The organism is Burkholderia sp. Bp8992 (assembly GCF_003853705.1).
Classification (GTDB): domain Bacteria; phylum Pseudomonadota; class Gammaproteobacteria; order Burkholderiales; family Burkholderiaceae; genus Burkholderia.
The window spans coordinates 225,362-249,720 of the sequence record NZ_QTQI01000008.1 but is presented as its reverse complement, the minus strand read 5'-3'; the positions used below and the strand labels follow the sequence as shown (position 1 = coordinate 249,720).

General features: G+C 66.0%; 21 protein-coding genes, 1 pseudogene and 1 riboswitch. Of the genes and pseudogenes, 8 read left to right on the top strand and 14 right to left on the bottom strand.

Translation table 11 applies throughout. The features are described 5' to 3' along the window. The first annotated feature begins 16 nt into the window (after window positions 1-16). Entirely contained in the window at window positions 17-1,369 is a 1,353-nt protein-coding gene (locus tag DIE03_RS15085; RefSeq protein WP_124451579.1) for a cell wall metabolism sensor histidine kinase WalK, read from the top strand. A 174-nt stretch (window positions 1,370-1,543) separates the two neighbouring features. Beyond that, window positions 1,544-1,647, top strand: a riboswitch (SAM-I-IV-variant riboswitch). A 42-nt stretch (window positions 1,648-1,689) separates the two neighbouring features. Beyond that, window positions 1,690-2,046 (top strand): hypothetical protein, encoded by a 357-nt coding sequence (locus DIE03_RS38280; protein WP_185658162.1) that lies wholly within the window; start codon window positions 1,690-1,692, stop codon window positions 2,044-2,046. Between the two features lie 180 nt (window positions 2,047-2,226). Here DIE03_RS38280 and DIE03_RS15075 read toward each other — a convergent pair whose 3' ends face one another. Together DIE03_RS15075 and glmS are read right to left on the bottom strand one after the other, a co-directional pair. Then, window positions 2,227-3,195: an AraC family transcriptional regulator gene (locus tag DIE03_RS15075; RefSeq protein WP_260434890.1), complete on the bottom strand. Its 969-nt coding sequence runs from the start codon at window positions 3,193-3,195 to the stop codon at window positions 2,227-2,229. Between the two features lie 220 nt (window positions 3,196-3,415). Next, on the bottom strand, window positions 3,416-5,245 hold the full coding sequence (gene glmS, locus DIE03_RS15070) for a glutamine--fructose-6-phosphate transaminase (isomerizing) (protein WP_124451577.1): 1,830 nt from the start codon (window positions 5,243-5,245) through the stop codon (window positions 3,416-3,418). Window positions 5,246-5,401: 156 nt separating this feature from the next. On the opposite strand from glmS, the gene DIE03_RS15065 reads away from it, so the two are divergent. Then, window positions 5,402-5,893 carry an Lrp/AsnC family transcriptional regulator gene (locus DIE03_RS15065; RefSeq protein ID WP_124451575.1) on the top strand — a complete coding sequence of 164 codons (492 nt, stop codon included), beginning with the start codon at window positions 5,402-5,404 and terminating at the stop codon, window positions 5,891-5,893. A 24-nt stretch (window positions 5,894-5,917) separates the two neighbouring features. Here the strand turns inward: DIE03_RS15065 and panB are convergent, their stop codons facing one another. Then, a complete protein-coding gene (gene panB / locus DIE03_RS15060) occupies window positions 5,918-6,772 on the bottom strand; it encodes a 3-methyl-2-oxobutanoate hydroxymethyltransferase (RefSeq protein WP_124451573.1) in 855 nt (284 codons plus the stop codon). Window positions 6,773-6,849: 77 nt separating this feature from the next. Between panB and DIE03_RS15055 the strand changes: the two genes are divergently transcribed. Beyond that, window positions 6,850-7,668, top strand: a complete 819-nt coding sequence (locus DIE03_RS15055; RefSeq protein WP_124451571.1) for a helix-turn-helix domain-containing protein — start codon at window positions 6,850-6,852, stop codon at window positions 7,666-7,668. 13 nt (window positions 7,669-7,681) lie between these two features. Here the strand turns inward: DIE03_RS15055 and DIE03_RS15050 are convergent, their stop codons facing one another. Beyond that, window positions 7,682-8,215 carry a methylated-DNA--[protein]-cysteine S-methyltransferase gene (locus DIE03_RS15050; protein WP_124451569.1) on the bottom strand — a complete coding sequence of 178 codons (534 nt, stop codon included), beginning with the start codon at window positions 8,213-8,215 and terminating at the stop codon, window positions 7,682-7,684. Next, window positions 8,212-9,681 (bottom strand): DNA-3-methyladenine glycosylase 2 family protein, encoded by a 1,470-nt coding sequence (locus DIE03_RS15045; RefSeq protein WP_124451567.1) that lies wholly within the window; start codon window positions 9,679-9,681, stop codon window positions 8,212-8,214. The genes DIE03_RS15050 and DIE03_RS15045 overlap by 4 nt, the downstream gene beginning before the upstream one ends. A 318-nt stretch (window positions 9,682-9,999) precedes the next feature. Between DIE03_RS15045 and DIE03_RS15040 the strand changes: the two genes are divergently transcribed. Further along, the gene (locus DIE03_RS15040) at window positions 10,000-11,292 is read left to right on the top strand and encodes an MFS transporter (RefSeq protein ID WP_124451565.1); all 1,293 of its coding nucleotides are present in this window, start codon (window positions 10,000-10,002) and stop codon (window positions 11,290-11,292) included. A 72-nt stretch (window positions 11,293-11,364) separates the two neighbouring features. Here DIE03_RS15040 and DIE03_RS15035 read toward each other — a convergent pair. Further along, window positions 11,365-12,468 (bottom strand): annotated as a pseudogene (locus DIE03_RS15035) (LacI family DNA-binding transcriptional regulator). 71 nt (window positions 12,469-12,539) lie between these two features. On the opposite strand from DIE03_RS15035, the gene DIE03_RS15030 reads away from it, so the two are divergent. After that, window positions 12,540-13,376, top strand: a complete 837-nt coding sequence (locus DIE03_RS15030) for an NAD(P)-dependent oxidoreductase (protein WP_124451563.1) — start codon at window positions 12,540-12,542, stop codon at window positions 13,374-13,376. Window positions 13,377-13,405: 29 nt separating this feature from the next. Here the strand turns inward: DIE03_RS15030 and DIE03_RS15025 are convergent, their stop codons facing one another. The 3 genes from DIE03_RS15025 to DIE03_RS15015 form a co-directional block, all read right to left on the bottom strand. Next, window positions 13,406-13,726, bottom strand: a complete 321-nt coding sequence (locus DIE03_RS15025; RefSeq protein WP_124451561.1) for a DUF1330 domain-containing protein — start codon at window positions 13,724-13,726, stop codon at window positions 13,406-13,408. Window positions 13,727-13,844: 118 nt separating this feature from the next. Beyond that, window positions 13,845-14,540, bottom strand: a complete 696-nt coding sequence (locus tag DIE03_RS15020; protein WP_124451559.1) for a hypothetical protein — start codon at window positions 14,538-14,540, stop codon at window positions 13,845-13,847. 100 nt (window positions 14,541-14,640) lie between these two features. Continuing rightward, window positions 14,641-15,099: a MerR family transcriptional regulator gene (locus DIE03_RS15015; RefSeq protein ID WP_124451557.1), complete on the bottom strand. Its 459-nt coding sequence runs from the start codon at window positions 15,097-15,099 to the stop codon at window positions 14,641-14,643. Window positions 15,100-15,177: 78 nt separating this feature from the next. On the opposite strand from DIE03_RS15015, the gene DIE03_RS15010 reads away from it, so the two are divergent. After that, entirely contained in the window at window positions 15,178-16,422 is a 1,245-nt protein-coding gene (locus DIE03_RS15010; RefSeq protein WP_124451555.1) for an NADH:flavin oxidoreductase/NADH oxidase family protein, read from the top strand. A gap of 66 nt (window positions 16,423-16,488) precedes the next feature. Here DIE03_RS15010 and DIE03_RS15005 read toward each other — a convergent pair whose 3' ends face one another. The 4 genes from DIE03_RS15005 to DIE03_RS14990 form a co-directional block, all read right to left on the bottom strand. After that, window positions 16,489-18,606, bottom strand: coding sequence for a TonB-dependent siderophore receptor (locus DIE03_RS15005; RefSeq protein WP_124451553.1), 2,118 nt, complete (start codon window positions 18,604-18,606; stop codon window positions 16,489-16,491). A gap of 40 nt (window positions 18,607-18,646) precedes the next feature. Further along, window positions 18,647-20,116: a PepSY domain-containing protein gene (locus DIE03_RS15000; RefSeq protein WP_124451551.1), complete on the bottom strand. Its 1,470-nt coding sequence runs from the start codon at window positions 20,114-20,116 to the stop codon at window positions 18,647-18,649. A 241-nt stretch (window positions 20,117-20,357) separates the two neighbouring features. Continuing rightward, window positions 20,358-20,843 (bottom strand): hypothetical protein, encoded by a 486-nt coding sequence (locus DIE03_RS14995; RefSeq protein WP_124451549.1) that lies wholly within the window; start codon window positions 20,841-20,843, stop codon window positions 20,358-20,360. Window positions 20,844-20,922: 79 nt separating this feature from the next. Continuing rightward, on the bottom strand, window positions 20,923-21,246 hold the full coding sequence (locus DIE03_RS14990; RefSeq protein WP_124451547.1) for a DNA-binding protein: 324 nt from the start codon (window positions 21,244-21,246) through the stop codon (window positions 20,923-20,925). Window positions 21,247-21,837: 591 nt separating this feature from the next. On the opposite strand from DIE03_RS14990, the gene DIE03_RS14985 reads away from it, so the two are divergent. Next, a complete protein-coding gene (locus DIE03_RS14985; RefSeq protein WP_124451545.1) occupies window positions 21,838-22,470 on the top strand; it encodes a LysE family translocator in 633 nt (210 codons plus the stop codon). Between the two features lie 67 nt (window positions 22,471-22,537). On the opposite strand, the gene DIE03_RS14980 is transcribed toward DIE03_RS14985, so the two are convergent. Beyond that, window positions 22,538-24,166 carry an NADP-dependent glyceraldehyde-3-phosphate dehydrogenase gene (locus DIE03_RS14980; protein WP_124451543.1) on the bottom strand — a complete coding sequence of 543 codons (1,629 nt, stop codon included), beginning with the start codon at window positions 24,164-24,166 and terminating at the stop codon, window positions 22,538-22,540. Between the last annotated feature and the right edge of the window lie 193 nt (window positions 24,167-24,359).

Here is a 24,359-nt window from a genome sequence, read left to right as displayed (position 1 = left end):
CGGGTAAGAAATCGCCATGTTCCGTCATTGGGTTCTACGCCTGTCGACGCGTCTGTGGGTGACCAACCTCGTCGCGTTCGCCATCAGCCTGGCGCTGATATCTGCGCTTTCCATCTATTTTCTCGACCGATATCCCGAGTTCCTGGGACGGCGCCAGCAGATGGAGAGCATCCGTCATATCGTGGCCGGGATGCGTTTCGATGCGGCCGGGCGCCCGGCATCCGTGCGATTGGGCGAGCATCCGGCGGTGATGTTCCGGCTCTTGCCGGCCGACGTGAAGTATCGCGTGCTCGATGCGACGGGGAAGGTGTTGCTGGCGTCGGTGCCTTCGAGCGAAGATCGACCGTGGCTGACGGAAGACCTCGCGACGGTCGCAGGCAAGGTGCTGCCCGCCACGATCGACGGCAAGGCGTACGCGGTCGCGACGCAGCGCGCGCTGAACGGTAGCGTCGTCTATTACGTGCAGGTGGCGTACAGCACGCAACTCGTCGATGCGCTCGTCAGGACGCGGATCGATCCGATACCGAAGACCATCGCTTATGTGCTGGTCATCGCGACCGTCATTTTCGGACTGACGCTGCCGTTGACGATCAGCCATGTGCTGAAGCCGTTGCGGGAGGTATCGCGTGCCGCGCGGGAAATCGAGCCACGCAACCTGAAGACGCGGCTGTCGTCGGCCGGCATTCCCAGCGAGATCAAGCCGCTGATCGATGCGTTCAACGATGCGCTGACCCGGCTCGAGAACGGCTTCGCGGTTCAGCAGCAATTTCTGGCCGACGCCGCGCACGAGTTGCAGACGCCGCTCACGCTCGTCAGAGGCCAGATCGAGTTGCAGCCCGACATCAGGCAGAAGGCGCTGCTGCTTCGCGAGATCGATTTGATGGCGAGGCAGGTCAAGCAATTGCTGCATCTGGCTGAAGTCAGCGAAGCGCAGAACTTCAGCTTCGGCGACGTGAACGGCGTCGAAGTCGTGCAGGACGTCGTGAGCCTGCTGGCCGGCAAGGCCGATGCGAAGCAGGTGACGCTTCATATCGAAGCGCGCGACTCCACGGCGCCCGTGCGGGCGGACAGCGGGGCGCTTTTCATCCTGCTCAAGAATATCCTCGAGAATGCGATCAACGCGTCGCCGTCGGGCGGTGTCGTGGTGCTGACTGTTCTTGAGACGGCGATTCATGTTGAAGATGAAGGGCCGGGGATTCGGCGGGAACATCTCCCGCTGCTTTTCGACCGGTACTGGCGGGCGCCGGATTCGCGGTATGACGGTGCGGGCCTCGGGCTGGCGATCTGCAGGGAGATTGCCGAGGCCCATCAATGGAAGCTGACGGTCGATGTGCTGAAGGCGGGGACGCGGTTCAGTGTGTGGTTTTAGTCTGGCAGGAAGGGATTCCGACCCTTATGTAAGACGCGCAGGCCCGTGGACTCCCCCGGTGCGAGGGCGGGAAGGAGGCGTCTGTATTGCTGAAGGGTTGCTTTTCACAGGCCACTTGCCCGACGTCGATTTTTCGATATAATGAATCAACGTTCGGAATGTCGAACGTTGGAAATCAAGCATCCAGAGTCGGATCATCCGACGCCAACCTGCCCTCCCGGGCAAGGTGGACGCCTTAGTGGCGATGCGGCCGATTGACGGCAACGAAACGGGAGCAGCATGGCTGGCACCGGTTCGATAATCACTCATCCGGAGCAACCATGAGCCAAGTTTCCTCCGCTTCCCGCCCGACCGTCTGTGAAGACTGGTCGCAGTTCCTTCCCGGTTTCACGCTGACGCATACGGTTCATCTCGTATCGAGACGGAATCCGGGCATCGTCTCGACCGCGGCGGCTGTGCTCGAAGGCGAAACGGCTACGGTCGATCGGTGGGCCATCACGCGCTGTGGTGATGTGCTCGAGCAGAAGATCGTTCTCGGTGAAATGACGGAAGGGCAGGCGGTGCGACTGCGTGAGCAACTTGCCGCGCTCGATGGCGTATTGCGCACGAGGGTGGAGCATCATTTCGTGCGGGCGGGGGCGCGGGCGGCCGGGAATGCGTCGGACGGTAGCCATTAGGCGATGCATAAGCATCGTCGCTATGTCGGGTGATGTACAAGTCTGGACTAGACCAAACAGACTGCGTCAGTTCATCTGACTCAGTTCGGCCAAGTCCCGCCATTCGCTGGTTGCGAAGAATGTCAGCTAAGGTCAGAAAACCCGACGCTCGTGGGGACCGACGCAGCTACTGCGCGTTCATCACAGGTTACTCGCGCGCCATTGACTCGGATTCACGCCTATCACGCGCGTGAATGTTCGCGTGAAATGACTCTGATCGGAGAATCCGCATGCTAGCGCGATGGTGCTTAGAGACATGTGCGGCTTGCGCATGTATTCCTTGGACCGTTCGATTCGTTGCATGATGAGCCAGCGGTGGGGTGTAAGTCCTGTCGTCTGGTGGAAGAATCGCAGAAAGTAACCGCGCGACATGCCGCATTCTCGCGCCACATCCGCAAGCAGGATCTTCCCGTCCAAATGCTCAAGAAGAATCGCCTTGGCGCGACGTACCTGCCACGGTTCAAGTTTGTTATGTAGTTTCTGCCTTCGCCTGCCAACCCCTCCGTATTGATGCGCGACATGAGTCTGGAACGCCAATGTCACGTGGTCGATGAATAGTTGCGATGCACGATCAGGGTGAGCGAGAGCTGGTAGCAACGCTTGCCCGAGGGCATGGATCACAGGATCAACCACGCTGAGATGAGGAGGCAAATAAAGCTGGGGGCGCCCCGTGCCGCCGGCCTCGTCAGCCGTCTCTTCAAGAGTCTGGCGGGGCAAGTGAAAATGAATGCAATCGAACGCACCCTTAAGGTTTGATTTCCACATGCGGTCGAGGTCGTGAACCATCACCATGCCCGCGTCATAGGGTACGAACGGCGCAGGTCGTCCATCGAGCCATAAGTCCTGATCACCGAAAGGGTGCAGTTGCAGCACCACGAGGTCGGCGTCTTCGAGCTCGTATGGTGCGGTCAGCCCGCTATTGCGGCGTGAGGTCGTCAGGCGCGTGATACCTATCTCCGCCTCGGGCAAGATTTGGCTGACAATGGCCTGTCTAACTTCAGCAGGTATTGAATCGGAGGATGTTGTGCCAGACGGTGCCGTACTCACGATGAAGCGGAAAATTAATATTTGGAAGCGCGGGAGTCTAGCAAAGCAGGACGAAATTCCCAACAGGCCAATTGCCGATGCAAATTAGACCTTCACAGCACGACAGCGGATGCCCTGTTCGGGGCGGTAGTGGTCATCGACACCAGCTTCTTTTCGAGTCAGCATCGGGTCGACCTCGGCGCTTGATGAAGTGACGGCCAAGCAAGCACAGACCTGATCTGACGCTGACTGAAAGATCAGATCTTGACTGGCGCAGGTGATAAGGGAGGGGGGAAATGCCCCCTCACTCCACCGTCACCGATTTCGCCAGATTCCTCGGCTTGTCGATATCCGTCCCCCGCGCGAGCGCAGCGTGATACGCGAGCAACTGCATCGGCACCGTATGCAGAATCGGCGAAAGCGGCCCGTAGTACTCATTGAGCCGAATCACCTCGATCCCATCACTCGGCACGAGCCCGCAGTCGACGTCCGCGAACACGAACAGCCGCCCATTCCGCGCACTGACCTCATGCATGTTCGACCGCAGCTTTTCAAGCAGCATGTCATTCGGCGCGACCGCGATCACCGGCATCTCGTTGCTGACGAGCGCCAGCGGCCCATGCTTCAGCTCCCCCGCCGGATAAGCCTCCGCGTGAATATAGGAAATCTCCTTCATCTTCAGCGCACCTTCCAGCGCGATCGGATAATGCATCCCGCGCCCGAGAAACAGCATGTTGTCGCGTCGCGCGAGCAACTCCGACCACGCCATGATCTGCGGCTCCAGTGCGAGCACTTTCGACATCGCATCGGGCAGGTGCCGCAACGCGCGCAAATGCTCCTTCTCCTCGTCGTCGCTCAACCGTCCGCGCACCTGCGCGAGTGACAACGTCAGCAGGAACAATGCAACGAGCTGCGTCGTGAATGCCTTCGTCGAAGCGACCCCGATCTCGATTCCCGCATGCGTGACGAACTGCAGCGCACATTCGCGCATCAGCGCACTCGTTGCGACGTTGCAGATCGCGAGCGTGTGCATCATGCCGCTGAGTTTCGCGACATGCACGGCACCGAGCACATCGGCCGTTTCACCGCTTTGCGACACCGCGACGACCAGCGTGCGCGGATTCGGCACGCCGTCGCGGTAACGAAACTCACTGGCAATTTCGACACTCGCGGGAAGCTTCGCAATGCTTTCGATCCAGTACTTCGCGGTCAGCGCCGCGTGATAGCTGCCGCCGCACGCGAGCAGCAGCACCGAATCGACGTCGTTGAACACACGCCATGCACCGTCGCCGAACAGCTCCGGCATGATCGAAGAGACGTCGAGCAGCGTATCGGCCACGGCCTGCGGCTGTTCGAAGATCTCCTTCTGCATGTAGTAGCGATACGACCCGAGATCGGCCGCGCCGCTGTGCGCGGCGACGCGTTGCACCGCGCGCTCGACGCGCTGGCCGGCCGCGTCGACGATCCAGTAGCGATGCAGTTGAATGTCGGCGACGTCGCCGTTCTCCAGATACGCGATGCGGTCGGTGATACCCGACAGCGCAATCGCATCGGACGCCAGAAAATTCTCGCCTTCGCCGACGCCGACGACGAGCGGCATCCCGTCGCGCGCGCCGACGATCCGGTGCGGTTCGTCGCGGCACATCACCGCGATCGCATAGCTGCCGCGCAGTCGCGCGACCGCACGCCGGACCGCGTCGAACAGATCGCCGTCGTACAGATGGTCGATCAGATGCGCAATGGCTTCGCTATCGGTCTGGCTCGCGAACACATAACCGTGCGCCTGCAGTTCCGCACGCAGTTGATCGCAGTTCTCGATGATCCCGTTATGCGACAGCGCGATGCGCGCGTTCGCGTCGCTCGGCGAGAAGTGCGGATGCGCATTCAGCGTGACGGGCGCGCCATGCGTGGCCCAGCGCGTATGCGCGATGCCCGTGTAACCGGACAACCCCTGCGCGGCGATCTCGCGCTGCAGGTTCGCGACGCGATCGACGCTGCGGGCGCGCGCTAGCGCGCGGTCACGGTAGACCACGACGCCGCACGAATCGTAGCCGCGGTATTCGAGCCGCTTCAGGCCGTCGACCAGGTTCGGCAGGATGTCCCGCTGGGCGACCGCCCCGACAATTCCACACATATCGCGCTCCGTAAATGTCCCGTCTGGATCAGTGAGAGCGATGGTAGAACCAGCTAAATGGAATTAAATTTCAAAATTCAAAAATTGATGAAACGTAAGGATGATCGTCTATCATGTTGAAATTAAATTTCACATCCTGACCGGAAGGAGCCGCCGATGGCCGGCATCACCCTCGACGATCTCGACCTGCGCATCCTCTCGATCCTGCAGGACGACGCGTCGGTGTCGAACCTGCAACTGGCCGAGCGTGCGCTGTCGTCGCCGCCCACCTGCATGCGCCGCGTGCGGCGGCTGACGGAGGCCGGTGTGATCCGCCGGCAGGTCGCGGTGCTCGACCCGGTCGCGATCGGCACGGCCGTCACCGCGCTGATCGAGATCAGCCTCGACCGGCAGACGGCCGAGGACTACGACGCGTTCGAAACCTACGTCTGCGCGGAGCCGGCCGTCACGCAGTGCTACCGCGTGTCGCCGGGGCCCGATTTCGTCGTGGTGGCCGATCTGGCCGACGTCGCCGAATACGACGAATTCGCACGGCGGCTGTTCACCGGCGCGTCGAACGTCCGCAACGTGCGGACGTTCTTCTCGACGCATCGCGCGAAATTCGAAGCGAACGCGCGCGTCGCGCATGCGATGCGCAAGCGCACGTGACGCAACCGCATCGTTCGTCGCGCGTCACGCAGCAGCGGCTGCGTCCGCGAGTTGCAGCGGCTTGCCGTACCCGAAGCAATGCGCAGGCTCCGGAAACACACGCTCCCGCACGTCGTGCGCGTATTGCCGGATCGCGTCGCGCATCATCGCATTCGCGTCGGCGTAGCGCTTCACGAAGCGCGGCGTGTACGCATCGAATGCGCCGATCATGTCCTCGGTCACGAGCACTTGTCCGTCACAGGCGGGCGATGCGCCGATGCCGATCGTCGGGATCGTCAGCGTTTCCGTCAGGTGGCGCGCGAGCGCTTCGGCGGTGCCTTCGATGACGACGCCGAACGCGCCGGCCCGTTCGGCCGCGCACGCGGCGTCGAACACTTGCGCGGCCGACCGCGCGTCCATGCCCTGCGCGCGGAAGCCACCTGTCGCGTTGGCCTGCTGCGGCATGAGGCCGACATGCGCCATGACCGGAATGCCGCGGTCGGTCAGGAAGCGGATCGTGTCGGTCATCTCGCAGCCGCCTTCGAGCTTCACGGCCTGCGCACCGGTTTCGGCGAGCAGGCGCGCAGCCGAACGATAGGCCTGTGCAGGCGATTCCTGGAACGTCGAGAACGGCAGGTCGACGACGACGCACGCGTGCGCGGCGCCGCGCACGACGGCCGCGCCGTGTGCAATCATCATGTCGAGCGTGACGCGCAGCGTATCGGGCATCCCGTACAGCACCATGCCGACGGAGTCGCCGACGATGATCACGTCGGCCACTTCATCGACGAGCTTCGCCATCGGCGCGGAATACGCGGTCAGCGACACGAGGGTGCCGATGCCTTTGGTCGAACGGATCGCGGTGACGGTCTTGCGGGTGGTGCGGGTGTGTGCGCTCATGAACGGAAGCCGTGTGAAAGAAGAGCCGCCACGGTAGCATCGCGTTCGTTCGTGCAATGACCCTCGGAGGACGTCTTATGTTGCTGGCGGGACAATCGGGTGACCCTTACGCGGTGCCGCCGATGGCGCGCCTGCCGAGGCCGCTGTACGTGCGCGCGTTCGGGATCCCCGGCAACGTGAGCGTCGACGCGCACAGTCATCCGTGGGCCCAGCTGATGTATGCGACGAGCGGCGTGCTCGAGGTATCGACGCCGTCGGGCCGGCAGCTGCTGCCGCCGCACTACGCGATGTGGATTCCGCCGCACGTGCCGCATGCGGTGTCGACGCGCGATTGCGTCGCGTTCCACAGCCTGTATCTCGATGAAGCGATCGCACGCGACGACGTGAACGACGACTGCACGATCCTCTGCATGACGCCGCTGTTGCGCGAGCTGGTGATCGCGACGGGCGAGTTGCCGGTGAATTACGACGAGACGGGGCCGGACGGCGCGCTCGTGTGCCTGATCGCCGACCGGATCGCGCGCATGCAGCCGGCGCCGCTGACGGTGCCGCTGCCGCGCGATCCGCGCCTGCTGAAAATCGCGCGTGCGTTGCATGCCGCGCCGGGCGACGCGCGCAGTCTCGACGAATGGGGCCATCAGGTCGGCGCGACGCGACGCACGCTGTCGCGATTGTTCCGGCAGGATACAGGGCTGTCGTTCACCGAATGGCGGCAGGCCGTGCGGCTGCTCGCGTCATTGCCGCTGCTCGATGCGGGCGAGCCGATCGGTGCGGTGGCCGCGCAACTGGGCTACGACTCGACGTCGTCGTTTATCGCGCTGTTCCAGGCGAAGTTCCGCGTGACGCCCGGTGCGTATGCGAAGCGCGAGGCGCGGCGCCCCCTGTCGAGCGCGTGACGCGCGCCATCGATCAGAACGCGAGCGCCTGCTGCACCGGATGATGAGCGCCGCGTGAGAACTCGGCGCCTTCGAGCGACAGCAGCGCGCGCTTGCGGTCGATGCCGCCTGCATAACCGGTCAGGCTGCCCGATGCGCCGACCACGCGATGGCACGGCACGATGATCGAAACCGGATTGCGTCCTACCGCACCGCCCACGGCGCGCGCGCCGCTCATCGGCAGTCCGATGCGTTCGGTGATGTCGCCGTACGACACGAGTTCGCCGAACGGAATCGCGAGCAGTTCCTTCCACACGCGTCGCTGAAACGCGGTGCCGCGCAGGTGGATCGGCACCGAGAACGTTTCGCGCGTGCCGGTGAAGTATTCGGCGATTTCTTCGGCGACCCTGCGCGCGATCGGCGACATCGCGTGCGCGTCCGCTTCGGTCATGATCGAAACCGACGGAAAGTATTTCTGGCCGACGAAATACAGGCCCGTCAGCGCATCGTCCTCGATGCGCACGGCAATGTCGCCCAGCGGGCTCGGAATCAGGTGGGCCGGTGTCATCGCACTACATCTCCATGAAGGCGCCACACATGCAGTGCGGCGTACGCGCGCCACGGCGCCCAGCGCGCCGCATGCGGCGCAGATGATGGCATGGTCGCGCGTTCGCTGCGTGCGGGAAGCCACGTCTCGTCAGCGGGGAATGCATTCGGCCAGGCCATCGCGCGCATCGCGACGTACTGCACCGCGCGTTCGTCGAAGCCCGGCATGACACGTAGCGCGGCGAGCGTCGCATCGAGCGGTGCCATCGGTTCGAGCGCGAGCGAGCCGTCGTCGACTGCGCGTGCGAGCAACACGATCGCGCGTGCCGCATCGCGCTCGATGCCGATTGTTTCGAGGGCCGAAGGCGGCAGGGCGGCCAGCGTTGCGGCGGACGGCAACGCGTGCGCGAGGCCCGGCGGCGCGCCTTCCACCGAGGTGCCGAAGCGGTCTGCAATGCGTGCCAGCGCAGGCGGGCCGGCATCCGCTGCCTCGAGCCGCTCGCCCGCGATCGCGCGAATCGCGATCTCGAGGCCGTCGAACGCGCCGGGCACGCGCAGGCCCGGCGAGCCGCTCGCGAGTTCGCCGAGATGCGCGTCGATCACGTCGGGGCGGCTGTCGAGATCGAACAGCCGCCGTACGCGCGCAAGCACGGCCGGGACGACCGGCGTCAGCGCGCGCGACACGGTGACGGCCAGCGCGAAGCGCTGCGGCACGTGCGCGACGGACAGCCAGCCCGTCACGCGGCTGCCGCCGTTCCGGTTCGGCAATTCGACGACACGCACATAACCCTGCGAATCGATGCGCTCGACGCCGTCGATCTGCCGTTGCGCGAGAAAGCGCATCAGGTCATTCCACGCGAACGGCGGCCGGTACGACAGCGGGAACGTCATGTCGCCGTCGGCAGAGGCCCCGGCGCCTTTGCGCAGCCGCAGCGGGTTGAGGCCGTAGCGCTGGCGGAACAGGTCGTTGAAGCGCCGCACGCTGCCGAATCCGGCCGTCGACGCGACGACGGCCACCGGCAGCGCGGTATCGGTCAGCAGCCGCTTGGCCATCAGCAGCCGGTGTGTCTGCGCGAATTCGACCGGCGACACGCCGAACTGCGCACCGAAGATCCGCCGCAGATGGCGCTCGGTCACGCCGACGCGCCGCGCGAGCGCGTCGACGGAATGCGCGTTCAGGAAACCGTCCTCGATCAGCGTCGCGGCCGCGTCGGCGAGATTGCCGGAGAGGTCGAGCAGCCCGTGGCCGGGCGCGAGCTCGGGGCGGCAGCGCATGCAGGGCCGGAACCCGGCTTTCTCGGCGGCCGCGGCGGTCGGGTAGTAGCTGCAGTTCTGCGCTTTCGGCGGCTTCACCGGGCAGACGGGGCGGCAATACACACCGGTCGTCGCCACGCCGACGAAGAACCAGCCGTCGAAGCGGCGGTTCCGCGAAAGCAGGGCGTCGTAGCAGGTGTCGGGATCGAGTCGCATGTGACGACTGTAAACCATCCCCACGATCGATTCTGGCTGAAATCGGACATGTGTATCGGCGGCCGCCCTCCCGCGCGCGTGTCGGGAAAATCAGGGGAAAAACGGTTAATGCCAATCTGCGGAACAGTCGTCTCTTTTGCCGCGATCAATTTGAGATGACTCATCGAAATCCCCGACTGACAGGGTGCCGGCAGACGTCCTATTCTTTGAAAAACGTTTTCCAGATGAGTTGGTGAAGGGGCCGGTGCGTGAGCGCGGGCCGTTCACCCCGGCGCCGGTCGCCGGTCAACGAACACCGTGCGGCGCGACGGGCGCGACCGTGCATCGGAGACATTCATGCAATCTGCCGTCGCCGGCGCCGTGCGCGCAGCCGCCAGCCGCTACCGCTGGACCGTCTGTGCGCTGCTGTTTTTCGCGACCGTCATCAACTACATGGATCGGCAGATCCTCGGCCTGCTCGCGCCGATGCTCCAGCACGACATCGGCTGGAGCCAGGTGCAGTACGGCCGCATCGTGATGGCGTTTTCCGCGTTCTATGCGCTGGGCCTGCTCGGCTTCGGGCGCATCGTCGACTGGCTCGGCACGCGCGTGTCGTATGCGGTGGCGATGCTGGTGTGGAGCATCGCCGCGATGCTGCATGCGGCGGTCGGCTCGGTGACGGGCTTCGCGTTCGTGCGTGCGCTGCTCGGGATCGGCGAGGGCGGCAATTTCCCGGCCGCGATCAAGACGACGGCCGAATGGTTCCCGCGCCGCGAACGCGCGCTCGCCACCGGCATCTTCAACTCGGGTGCGAACATCGGCGCGGTGTTCGCCCCGGCGATCATCCCGGCGATCGCGGTGGCCTACGGCTGGCGCGCGGCGTTCGTGATCATCGGCGCGATCGGCCTCGTGTGGCTCGCGGTATGGCTCGTGCTCTATCGCCAGGCCGACACGCGCGCGCTCGCCGCGGAGTACGACGAGCCGCGCGACGAAGCCGAAGCGCTCGACGCGGCGAATGCGAATGCCGGCGCGCCGCGCTGGGGCGAACTGATTCGCAAGCGCGAGACGTGGGCGTTCCTGATCGGCAAGTTCCTGACCGATCCGGTGTGGTGGTTCTACCTGTTCTGGCTGCCGAAGTGGCTCAACGAATCGCGCGGGATGGACATGCAGCACATCGGCCTGCCGCTCGTCTGCATCTACGCGCTGACGACGGTCGGCAGCATCGGCGGCGGCTGGCTGTCGTCGATGCTGCTGCGCGCGGGCTGGAGCGTGAACGGCGCGCGCAAGACGGCGATGCTGATCTGCGCATGCTGCGTGCTGCCGATCGCGTTCGTGTCGCAGGTGCAGAGCCTGTGGGTCGCGGTACTGATCGTCGGCCTTGCCGCCGCCGCGCACCAGGGCTGGTCGGCGAACCTGTTCACGACGGCGTCCGACCTGTTCCCGCGCCGTGCGGTCGCGTCGGTGGTCGGCATCGGCGGGATGGCCGGCTCGATCGGCGGCGTGCTGTTCTCGGAAGTGATCGGCCAGGTGCTGCAGCGCACCGGCCACTACTGGGTGCTGTTCGCGATCGGCGCGTCGGCCTACCTGATCGCGCTGGCCGTGATGCACGTGCTCACGCCGAAGATGAAGCCCGCAAAACTCGACGCGTGATCGCGTCCCGGCAAACGAACGCGCCGCCCTCGGGCGGCGCGTTTTTCTTTGGCGTGCGCGGCGTGCGCGTGGTCAGCCGACCGACGCCGTCGACGCACGCATGATCAGCCGCGGCTCGAACGTCGAATAGCTCGCATCGGTGCGGCCCGCGAGCGCGTCGATCAGCTTCTGCATCGCGAGCTCGCCCATGTTCTCGCTCTGGATGTCGACGGTCGTCAGCGCGGGCGCCGCGTATTCGCCGTACGGCACGTTGTCGATGCCCGCGACCGATACGTCCTGCGGCAACCGGAAGCCGAGCGACGCGGCTTCTTTCATGAAGCCGAGCGCGATCAGGTCGTTGTAGCAGATCACCGCTTGCGGGCGCTGCGGCCCGAGCATCACGCGCGAACACGCGCGCTCGCCGGCTTCGGCGGTCGGCGCGTGCGCGTCGTGCACGTCGAGCGTGAGCCCCGCTTCGGCGAGGCAGTCGCGCGCGCCCTGGATCCGCTCGTCGTTCACGCGCGCGGTGCCGAAGCCGAGATAGGCGATGCGCGTATGGCCGAGATTGAGCAGGTGACGCGCGAGCATGTAGGTCGACAGCCGGTTGTCGATGCCGACGCTCGGAATCGGCAGGCCGGGGCTGCGACGCAGCAGCACGAGCGGCTTGTTGAGGTCGAGCATCCAGCCGGCTTCGTCGTCGGGCATCCGCGTGCTGACGATCAGCCCGTCGACGCGCTGCGCGAGCGCTTCGATCAGCGAGCGTTCGCGCGCCTGGCTCTCTTCGGTATCGACGAGCAGCAGCGTGTAGTCATGCTGCAGCGCGACGCGGTTCGCGCCTTTCACCACGTTCGTGAAGTGCGGGTTGCTGATGTCGAGGATCACGAGGCCGATCGTGCGCGTGCGGCCGGTGATCATCGAGCGCGCGAGCGGGTTCGACCGGTAGCCGAGACGCTCGATCGATTCCTTGAGCCGCGCCTCGACGGTCGGCGAGAAGCGCTGCGTGCCGTTCACGTACTTCGATACCGTCGCGACCGACACGCCGGCTTCCGCGGCCACGTCGCGGATCGTCGGGGAAACTTTTTTCATTCGCAGGGTAACGTTTTCGTTCGATTACGCCGGATTGTGGCAGAAAAAGCCGGCCTGCGGCCGCCCGTCGATATCGGGAAAGTGCGGATGATTGCGAGCAGGTTCGACCATTGACGTTCGGCCGCGCCACCGCGTATAGTTGGAAAACGTTTTCCGATTTTGGTCAGATTCAAGGAGATTCGATGAACGCCACCTCCACCGCCGCGCGCAAACCGTTCGGGCGCCTGCTGCTGACGGGCGCGGCCGGCAACCTTGGCCGCCAGTTGCGCGGCGCGCTCGCCGACTGGGCCGACATCGTGCGTGTCAGCGACATCGCCGCGCTGGACGACGCGGCCGCGCATGAGGAAATTCGCGTGGTCGACCTGGCCGATCGCCCGGCCGTGATGCAGCTCGTCGAAGGCGTGGACGCGATCGTCCACCTCGGCGGCATTTCGGTCGACGCGCCGTTCGACGATCTGGTCGGCGCGAACATCACCGGCACGTACAACCTGTACGAAGCCGCGCGCAAGCACGGCGTGAAGCGTGTCGTGTTCGCGAGCTCGAACCATGCGATCGGTTTCCATCCGGTCACGGAAGTGCTCGACGCCGATTCGCCGCTGCGCCCCGACAGCCTGTACGGCGTGACGAAGTGCTTCGGCGAATCGCTGTCGCGCTATTACTTCGACCGCTTCGGGATCGAGACGGTGTGCCTGCGGATCGGCTCGTCGTTCGAAGTGCCGAAGAATCCGCGCATGCTCGTCACGTTCCTCAGCTATCGCGACTTCATCGAGCTCGTGCGCTGCTCGCTGCTGACGAACCGCGTCGGGCACGCGATCGTCTACGGCGCGTCGGACAACCCGGTGAAGTGGTGGGACAACACGAAGGCCGGCTTCCTCGGCTTCCGCCCGCGCGACAGCTCCGAGCAGTTCGCCGGGCTGTTCCCGGTGACGGCGCCGACCGCCGAGTACGACGATCCCGCGCAGCGGTTCCAGGGCGGCGGCTTCGTCGTCGGCGAGCCGATGGAGCGGAAGGCGTCGTAAGGCGTTGCCGGCATCGCCGGCGTCATGATTCAGCGCAGGATGTCGGTCGCCTTGTGCCGTTCGTCGACGCCGTCGATCAGGATCAGCGGGCCGCTCGCGTGTCGTGCGCGCAGCGGCTGGATCTGCCGGTACGCATCCGAGTCGTACCACGCGCGCGCCGTGTCGAGATCGGGAAACGCGATCGCGATCAGGTCGCCGCGCCACACGCCTTCGCGTACCTCCGGCCGTGCGCCGTGAATCACGAAATGGCCGTTATACGGCGCGAGCGTGCCGTCGATGCGTTCGAGGTATTCGACGATGTCGTCGCACAGGTCGACGTCGTGCAGGTGGGCGATGGCGTAGGCGGTCATGGCGGGCTCCCTGGCGTGATGCGGTTCGTGAGTCGTTGGAGCCATGATCGCGGCGCGGGCGGCGCGCGTCGATTACCTGCGACGTAAGTAAATCCTCGCAGCTGCAGGAGCATCCCCGTCAATGCTTGCGGCAAGCCGGATCGTGTTCACGCCGCTCGGCGGAATCGCACCAATAACCCGGCCGCCACGCTTCGAACGAAACGGCCTTTGCCGCATTCGCACGCGTGACGCGTACCGGGTCGGCCTTCAGCGCATCGCCGTCCTGCTCGTAGTTGAATCGCCAGTTCCGGAACACTTCGCGATGGAACACCCACGTGTGGTGCGCATCGTCGTAGCGAAACGTCACGCGATCGCGCCAGTGGTTGTGCCCCGCGAATACGCCCTGTTCGACGGTGAACGTGCGAGGCTCGACCGTGAGCGCATTTTCGGCGACGCCATCGAGATACGGGTCGCCCATGCCGCCTTCGTCGGCTTTCATGATCACGGTGTCGTTGCGGGCCGCGAGCCGGTAGCGTCCGTTCGCACCCTGCAGGAAGATCAGCAGCGGGCGCAGCGACGGCGTATGCATCGAATCGCCGGGCTGATGCGCGACGACAACGTAACCGTTGCGCGTGCCGTTGGTCAGGCGCCCCGATGCGGCATCCAGCGCTTCGTAACCGGCAGGCAGTTGCGCGACGATGTCGGCCGGCAGGTCGGAGGTGTCGGGGCAACGGATCGACGAATGCGTGTCGTCGCATGTCGACGCGAAGGCACTGCCGATGCCGAGCGTCAGCAGCGCGGCGATGAAGAATCCTTTGATACCGGGGATCGTCATGCGGATACGGTCGTGAGGGTGCTCGGCGGAAGCCGGCGCGCATGCGCAGCCGCGTTTCGCCGCAGCGCGGGTTGATCGATGGGTGACGCAGTGTAGTCGGTCACGCACGCTTGCGCGCCGGCCGCACCACGGGTGCGGACTCCAGCGGCTGGCTGGCCTGTTCGCAGAGCCGGTCGAGCATCCGCTGCGCGGCGCCCGCGCAATCCTCGCCCTCGGGCTTGTTCTCGATTTCGTCGATCAGCGTCTCGAGGTGTTGCCGGTTCTGCGCGAGCCGCTGTTCGAGCAGCGCGATCTCGTCGACCTTGTGCCGCAGCGCGACCAGCAGTTCGTCGCGCGGCCACGCGCCGAGGTCGGGCGGCAGCACAGCGCGGATTTCGTCGAGCGCGAAGCCCGCGCGCTGCGCGCGGTCGATGATCGCGAGCCGCGTTAACGCTTCCGACCCGTATTCCCGATAGCCATTCGCCTGGCGGCGGGCCGGTTCGAGCAGCCCGCTCGCTTCGTAAAAACGGATGCGCGACGCCGCGAGGCCGCTCGCCTTCGCCAGTTCGCCGATTTTCATTTTCGTGCTCCAAAAGGGCTTGACCTTAAAGTTGACTTTAAAGTTATCGTTGGGCATCGTCAATCGGGGGTGCCCTCCATGAACCTGTTTACACCGCTGACACTGCCCAACGGGGCGGTGATTCCGAACCGTCTGGCCAAGGCCGCGATGGAAGAGAACATGGCCGATGCGGACCACGCGCCGTCCGACGCGTTGCTGCGCCTGTATCAGGCGTGGGCCGACGGCCAGGTCGGCCTGATCCTGACCGGCAACGTGATGGTGGACGGCCGCGCGATGACGGGGCCGAACGGCGTCGTGCTCGAAAGCGACGCGCATCTCGACCGCTTCCGCCGCTGGGCGCAGATCGCGCGCTCGGGCGGCGCGCACGTGTGGATGCAGATCAATCATCCGGGGCGCCAGATGCAGGCGGCGCTCGGCCAGACGACGCTCGCGCCGTCGGCCGTGCCGCTCGCGCTCGGCGCGTTGTCGAAGCAGTTCCCGGTGCCGAAGGAAATGACGGAAGCCGATATACGTGATGTGCAGCAGCGCTTCGTGCGCGCCGCGCAGCTCGCGGAGCAAAGCGGCTTCACCGGCGTGCAGGTGCACGCGGCGCACGGCTATCTGCTGAGCCAGTTCCTGTCGCCGCTGACGAATCGCCGGCAGGACCAGTGGGGCGGCAGCATCGAGAATCGTGCGCGCCTGCTGCTCGACATCGTGAAGGCCGTGCGCGCGACGGTGTCGCCGGATTTCGTCGTCGCCGTGAAGCTGAACTCGGCCGATTTCCAGCGCGGCGGTTTCAGCGCGGACGACGCGAAGCGCGTGGTCGAGCTGCTGAATCCGCTCGACGTCGATCTCGTCGAGCTGTCGGGCGGCAGCTATGAAGTGCCGGCGATGCAGGGCGAGGCACGCGACGGGCGCACGCTGGCGCGCGAAGCGTATTTCCTCGAATTTGCGCGCGACATCACGGCCGTCGCGCGGATGCCGCTGATGGTCACGGGCGGCATTCGCCGTCGTGCGGTGGCCGAGCAGGTGGTGAGCAGCGGCGTGGCGATGGTCGGCATCGCGACCGCGCTGTCGATCGACCCGAACCTGCCGCGCGACTGGCGCGCGGGCAAGGACAGCGCGCCGGTGCTGCAGCCGATCCGCTGGAAGAACAAGGCGCTGGGCGCGCTGGCCAACATGGCCGTCGTCAAGTTCCAGCTCACGCGGCTCAGCGAAGGGCGGCGCACGCATCCGCAGGTGTCGCCGCTGCGCGCGCTGGTGCGGCAGCAGCTGGCCGCGCAGTGCCAGACGCGGCGCTACCGGAAGTGGATGGCGGGGCGTGCGGCGGGCACGCGTGCGTGATCTGCGCGTGCGTGCCTGCGGCGGCGCGGCCGGCGACCGGCCGGCCGCGCAGCCAGGCATGCGCCGTCAGAACCGGTAGTTCGCCAGCACCTCGAACCGCCGGTCGTTGCCGAGCAGGTACTGCGTCTCGTTGTAGTACGCGGACTGCACGTAGCGGCGGTTGAAGACGTTGTACGCACGTGCGGTGATCGTCGTGTCCTTGCGCGGCTTCCACGCGAGGCCGAGGTCGACGGTCGTGTACGACGGCATCACGAGCTGGTTCGCGGTATCGGCGAAGCGCTTGCCGACGTACTTGACGCCTGCGATGCCTGTCCAGTCCGGCGCGAAGCGCCAGCTCACCCACAGGTTCGCGAGCCGCTGCGGCACCGATACCGGCACGTTGCCCGCGCGCGATACGGTCGTGCCGCCGGACGACTGCTGGAAATCGTCGTACTTCGCGCGCAGGATCGACACGTTCGCGTCGACGCGCCAGTCCTTCGCGATCTCCGCGCCGACCGTCGCCTCGAGCCCGCGCGACGACTGCTGGCCGACCTGGATCGACTGGTTCGGGTTCACCGGATCGGCCGTCAGCAGGTTGCTCTTCACGATCCGGTACGCGGCGAGCGTCCATTCCGCCTTGCCATCGAGGAACGACTGCTTCACGCCGATCTCGATCTGCCTGCCGGTCGCGAGCGTGAAGTTCGCCTTCGACGCATTCAGCGACAGCAGCGAGCTGACCGGATCGGCCGCGACCGAATACTGGCCGTACACGGCGAGACCAGGCCGCACGTCGTACACGGTGCCGATGCGCCAGCCCGTGTTCGCGAACACCTTCGTGAATGCGCCGCCGTTCACGAGGTCGTCGCGGTTCACGCTCGCATGGTCGTAGCGCAACCCGCCGATCACCGACCAGCGCGGCGTGATCTCGAGCCGGTTCTCCGCGAACAGCGCGTACTGGTTCGACTGGCTGCGGTACTTCGGAACGGTGCCGGCCGCGTTGATGAAACTGCCCGGGTCGAAGTCGAACGGATCGACCGTCGACGTGCCCGAATACGGCGAGTTGTTGTCGTGCTGGAACGTCGTATGGTTGAACTCGAAGCCGGTCGAGAACGTGTTGCGCATGCCGAGCAGCGCGCCGCTCACGGTGGCCGTCGTCACGTTGCCGTACTGCTGCTGGTCGTGGAAGATTTCCGTGTAGCTGCTGCGCCGAACCTGCGCGGTCGACGGCAGGTACGTGTAGTACTCCGCGTCCTTCCAGTGACGGTTGCTCTTCATCCGGTACAGCGTGGTCGTCACGTTCAGGCTGTCGCTCGGCTGCCAGTTCGCCGAGACGGTGGCCCAGCTGTCTCGGAACGCGATGTCGGCATCGCCGACGTTGTAGTTCTTCTTGTCGAGCGCGCGATCGCGCGCGCCGTTCACGAGCGGCACACCGAAATACTGCATCGGATGCATGAAGCCCTGCGCGTACGACGCCGTCACGTAAAGGTCGGGCGTGACGTCGTAGCGTAGCGCGCCGGAGACGGACAGGTTGCGCGAATCGCCGCGGTCGACCCAGTTCGACGAGCGGTTGCCGCTGATGTCGAAGCGGTACGACAGCTTGTCGTTGATCGCGCCGCCGCTGCCGAACGCGGCGCGCGCCGTGCCCTCGGTGCCACCGCCGACCTGCAGCTCGTTGCGGATCGGCGTGCGCGTCGGCTTCTTCGGCACGATGTTGACGATGCCGCCGATCGCGCCTTCGCCGTAGATCACCGAAGCGGGGCCGCGCAGCACGTCGATATGGTCGACCGACCAGGTGTCGAACGGGAACGTGACGCCGATCGCACCGTACGGGCGCACGCCGTCATAGAGTTGCGTGACCGACGATGCGCCGACGAAGCCGCGCGCCGCGAGCTCCGAGTTGCCGTTACCGGGGTGCGGCGACGCGCTGATGCCGGCGGCGCGGCTCACCGCGTCGATGATCGAACTGTCGCCGCGCGTGTCGAGCGTCGCGCGGTTGATCTGTTCGACGCTCGCGGGTGTTTCGAGCGACGACAGCCCGAGGTGGCTGCCGGTGTCGAGCGGTTGCGAGAGCGCGGGCGCTTTCTGCGCATCGACGCGGATCGGGGCGAGCGTGGCGCCGGTGCGGTCGACACCGCTTTCCTGTGCCTGCCCGGCTGGTGAGAAGGCCGCGATAACTGCGGCGGGCAGAATCAATCTGAACTTCATTGTTCGGTTTCCTTCGAATCGGGGGAAGCGCTTGCGTCGATCAAGCCGCGGCGCGCGCCGCGCGGCCGAACAGCAGCCGGTCGAGCAACCAGACCGCGACGATCGTCGCGCCCATCAGCGGGAAGACGATGCCGAGCAGCACGAGCCCGGCGATCCAGCCGCGCATCGGCGGCGTGCCGCGTTCGCGCGACGGGGCGCCCAGCGTCCCGGCCGGGCGGCGCTTCCACCACATCACGGTGCCCGTGACGGCCATCGCGGCCAGCCCGAGCGACAACACCGCGCAAATGATCTGGTTTGCGAGTCCGAAGTAACGGCCCATGTGCAGCGACGTGCCGTACGACACGGCCTGCGATACCGCGCCGTAGTCGTCATAGCGGATGTCCTTCAATACGGCGCCGCTGTACTGGTCGAGGTAGATCGTGCGCTCCGCCTTCGGGTCGGCCGGGAAGTACGACGCAGTGAACACGCCGTCCGCGCCCGACGGCAGCGCGAGCGTGTAGCCGCTCGTCACGCCGAGCCCGGCGACGATCGCGATCGCGCGGGCCAGCGGCAGCGGTGCGGGCGTCGGCGCCGACGGCGAATGCGGCACGCGCACGTTGCCGACCGCCCACGGCGTTTGCGGCAACGGCAGGTCGTCCATCACCATCCCCGGCATCGAGTCGTCCGAATCGTGGTGATGGCCGGACGGTGCGGCGGCCTGCGCCGGTGCCGGCTCGGGCGTCGTTGCCGCGCCCGGTCGCGTCGAGCGCACCGGCGAGCCGCCCCACGCGCCTTCCGGTGCGCCGAGGTTCACGGTCGCCGCGAGCGCCTTGAAGTTCTTGCCCCACGAGCCCGACCACGGCAGCCCCGTCAGGATGAACGCGACCGTGCCGGCCGCGAGCCAGATGCCGGCCGTCGCATGGAGGCTTTTCCACAGCGGCCGGCCGCGCAGCGACAGGTCGGGACGCAGTGCGCGCCCGACGCGCGCAGCGCCGCGCGGCCACCACAGCGCGATGCCGGTGCCGATCATCACGAAGGTCCAGCAGGCGGCGAGTTCCATCAGCAACTCGCCGGTCTTGCCGAGCAGCAGCTTGCGATGCAGCATCCGGTCGACCTGCATGAAGCGGTTCTCGACGCTCAGCGTGCCGAGCACGCTGCCGTCATACGGGTTCACGTACACGCTCTCGCGGCTGCCGTCGCGCAGGCGAAAGACATACTCGGCGCTGCGGTCCGGCGCGGTGCTCACCTGCACGGAAGCCGGCGTCGCGCCGGCCGGCATCGCGGTGCGGGCGCGGGCGAGCAGCGTGTCGGCATCGAGCCGCGGCGTCGCGCGCGGTTCGACGATCAATCGGTGCGGATACAGCAACGGCTCGATCTGCGGCTGGAAGCAATAAAGCGTGCCCGTGATCGCGAGGATCACGAGGAACGGCATCACGAACAGGCCGGCATAGAAGTGCCAGCGCCAGAGCGTCCGGTAACCGGCGCTGGCGGAACGGGCGGGCGAGACGGCGCGATCGACGGTAGTCGACATGGTATGAACTCCTCGGTTCGTCGAGCGGCGGGACCGGCGTGGGCCGGCGGCCGTCAACGTGCGTCGCACCCGCGTGCGTGCACCGGCGAAACAGGTGGCGCGGCACGCTGCGCAAACGGTGCGCAGGGCGGCGTCGCCCGCGCGAAGCGGGCAAGCGGATGAACGCGTGAATCAGGTCGGGTGAAACGAACGGCGTGAACGCGCATGCACGACGACGTGCATGCGCCACAGGGCGGAACGTTCAGCAGAACCGGGGAGGCGCGCGGGAGGGCGGGCGATCGTCGAATATCGATCGCACGAAGGGAGGACTGTCGAAATGAACGCGGAACCGTCGTGGCGCCGCTGCGGGAAACAGCAGCACCAGCAGCACGAACGACGCGAGCGCGGTAAACAGCGCGGCGCCGAATGCGCACAGGCTGTCGCCGTTGCCGGAGGACGCCGCCTTGTCGGCGTGCGCGTCATGCTTGAGCGCATCGACGAGCGCGAGCGCATCGTTGGCCGGCGTGATCGGCGCGCGCGCGTCGAAGCGGGCGGCCAGTGCGGCGCCCGTGACGATCAGCGGGCCGCGGCCCGAACACAGCACCACCGAGCCCGCATCCGGACCGTCCGGATCGAGCATCACGGCGCCCGACATCAGCGCGCGAGACAGCAGCGTCACGAGGAGGAATCCCCACAGCAACTGTCGCGCGACGCCTGGCCGAAGCAGGAAGCGGCGAAGTGCGTTCATGGCGCGCGATTGTACCTCCGTTTGCGCGGAGGAGCAGGCGGGCTGTGCGTGTGCGGGGCCTCCGGTCCGTTGCGCCGGCTCACACCGGATACGCATCGTCGACCTTCAGGTTCGCGAGCCGGAACAGCGTGCGCAGCGTCTGCGGATGAATGTCGCGGTGCGCGGCGAGCGACGTCAGCATGAAGTCGAGCACCTTCGCGTAGCGGAGCAGCACGAGGCAGCGCGCGAGATCGGGCGTGCGGCCGCGCATGTCTTCGGCGAGCGTGACCATTTGCGTCGACAGCGTGCGCGCCATCTCGAGTTCCATCTGCTGTTTTTCGGTCCAGTCGGGCAGCGGCTGTTCGAGCACCTTCGCGAGGAAGAGCTGGAACGACGAATCGGACGAGTTGGGCTGCGCATTCATGGAGAGCCTCGCTGCGTGTGCATGTCTTACGAGCGTATCCGTGGAGGCGCCCGAGGGTGAATTCATGTCCGCGCGGTACCGGCGCGGCTTCTGCCCGAACGGAATGCAGATTCCGTACCAGCGCCGTCGGACGATTGTTGAGGAATGTTGAGCCGCGATCCGGCTTCGGTCGGCGAGTCCCGTCGGGACTGGATTGCGCAGGCGATCGAGGAGGGTGTCTATGGGCGGGAGGCAGACGGTATCGGATGCCGGGAGCGGCGCGACGACGCAAAATGCTTCACGGATGTAACGTAACGCGGGCATCAGGCGCGTCGCGCGTTTGTGCCGGCGAACGGCCGGCACGGCGCGTGCCGGGCGGTTCGGCCACGCCCGCCGTGCGTTCGCCGACGGGAAACGGCTGCATGGAGCGCGCGCCGCCGCATCGCGCGAACCGGCGGCGAATGCGCCGGTTGTTTCAAAACAGAGACGGTCCGACGCGCGACGATCGGTTGCATGGCCACACAACTGGCCCAGCGAATTGCCGCGCAATTGTCCATGGGCAGACGGCGCGGGTTTGCCAACAATCTCCCGATCATCCCCGCGAGGTTCGCCATGAGCGTCCATGCCTTCTTCTCCGCCAACCTGCTGCTTGCCTATACCGCCTATTTCATCGGCACGGCCAGCCCCGGACCGAGCAATCTCGCGATCATGTCGGTCGCCGCGAACCAGGGTCGCAAGGCGGCGTTCGCGTTCGCGCTCGGCGTGATTTCAGGGTCGATGTTCTGGGCGACGATCGCGGCGCTCGGCGTCTCGGCCGCGCTGCTCGCGTGGTCGAAGCTGCTGGTCGCGATCAAGGTCTTCGGCGGGCTGTACCTGCTGTGGCTCGCGTTCAAGTCGGGGCGCACGGCGCTGTCGGGCCCGCCGCCGGCAGCGGCGAACGCGGCGCGCGAGCAGCGGCTGTCGCGCTTCTACGTGCGCGGCGCGATGCTGCACCTGACCAATCCGAAGGCGATTCTCGTGTGGGTGTCGATCGTCGCGCTGTCGTCGAATGGCGCGGGCGGCGCGCACGGCGCCGTCGTGCCGGGCTGCCTCGCGATCGGCTGCCTGGTGTTCGGCGGCTATGCGCTGGTGTTCTCGATGGATGGGGCGCGCCGGCTGTACGTGCGCGGGCGGCGTGCGATGGAAGCGTGTCTGGCCGTGGTGTTCGGCGTGGCGGGGATTCGGCTGCTGGTGACGAACGTCTAGCCGCGCGGTCGTTACCGGGGCCTCCGCCGCATCCACGCACGGCGGAGGCCCTCGCACCAACCCGGCGTCAGAAAATGAAGCCCGTGTTGATGAACTTCGAGTGGTGATCCGACACGATCGAATCGAGCAACTGCTTGCTGCTGTCGGTCTGCTTCGCGGCGACCATCGAACGGATCGAGAACGCGCGCAGCGCGTCACTTACCGACAGTGTGCCTTCCGCCGAATCCTTGCGGCCCGCGAACGGGAACACGTCGGGCCCGCGCTGGCACTGGCAGTTGATGTTCACGCGGCACACCTGGTTCACGAGCGGATCGACGAGCGCGCCGATCTGCGCCGGATCGGAACCGAAGATGCTGACCTGCTGGCCGTGATCCGACGTCGTCACGTAGTCGAGCGCGGTGTCGACGTCGTCGAACGGCGCGACCGGAATGATCGGCCCGAACTGTTCCTCGCGGTACAGCTTCATCCCTTCCGACACCGGATACACGACGGCCGGGTAGAACAGCGTCTTGCTGAACTCGCCGCCCTGATGGTTGACGACCTGCGCGCCCTTGGCCTCGGCATCGTCGATCGCATCCGTCATGTAGGCCGTGCGATGCATGCCCGGCAGCGGCGTGATGCTGACGCCCTTTTCCCACGGCATGCCGATCTTCAGCTGTTCGAGCGCGGCGGTGAAGCGCTTCAGGAAATCGTCGACGATCGAGCGATGCACGAGCAGCATCTTCAGCGCGGTGCAGCGCTGGCCGTTGAACGACAGCGCGCCGAGCAGGCACTCCTTCACGGTGAGATCGAGATCGGCGTCGGGCAGCACGATCGCCGCGTTCTTCGCGTCGAGGCCGAGGATCGCGCGCAGCCGGTGCGACTTCGGGTGCTGCTTCTTCAGGTGATCGGCAACCTTGCTCGACCCGATCAGCGCGAGCACGTTGATCTTGCCCGACGCGAGCATGTGCGGCACGACCACCGCGCCCGGCGCGTAGATCGTGTTGATCACGCCCTTCGGGAACGCGTCGCGGAACGCTTCGAGCAGCGGCTCGAACAGCAGCGTGCCGTACTGCGGCGGCTTGAACACCACGGTGTTGCCCATCAGCAGCGCGGGGATCAGCGTCGCGAACGTTTCGTTCAGCGGATAGTTGTACGGGCCCATGCACAGCACGACGCCGAGCGGCGTGCGGCGGATCTGGCCGATCGTGCCTTCCGCGATCACGAAGCGCGAGTTCGCGTTGTCGAGCTCCTTCAGTGCGTCGATCGTCTGCGTCATGTACGTGACGGTGCGATCGAACTCCTTCTGCGAATCGGCGAGGCTCTTGCCGATCTCCCACATGATCAGGTTCACGACGAGTTCGCGCTGCGCGACCATTCGCTTGATGAAGTCCTGCATGCACGCGATGCGCTGCTCGACCTTCATCGTCGGCCACTCGCCGCGGCCGGCATCGTATGCGCGCACCGCGGCATCGAGCGCCGCGTCGCTTTCCGTTTCGCCCATCACCGGATAGCTGCCGATCTCGACCTGCTCGACGCTGCCGTCCGCCTGCCGCACGCACACGGGCGACAGCACGGTCTTGGTCGCACCGTCCCACGGTCGCAATTCGCCGTCGACGAGCGACACGCGCTGGTGGATCGGTGCAGTGAGCCGGAACTCGGCGGGGATGTCCTGAAAGGTGGGAAACAGCTGCTGCAGGGAGGCGGAATCGGGCATGACGGTCTCGTTTGACGGGGTGTCCTGGAAGGACGGGCGATGCGAATCCTGAGCTGAATGATCCTCGATCCTGAATCGGCATGATGACGCGCACACGGCGATGCGTCACGCGGGAACCTGGCCGAATCAATAAATGGAACCAGTTCCATTAAAAAGGAACGCCGTCACGAATGCAAGAATTGCCGAATCGCAT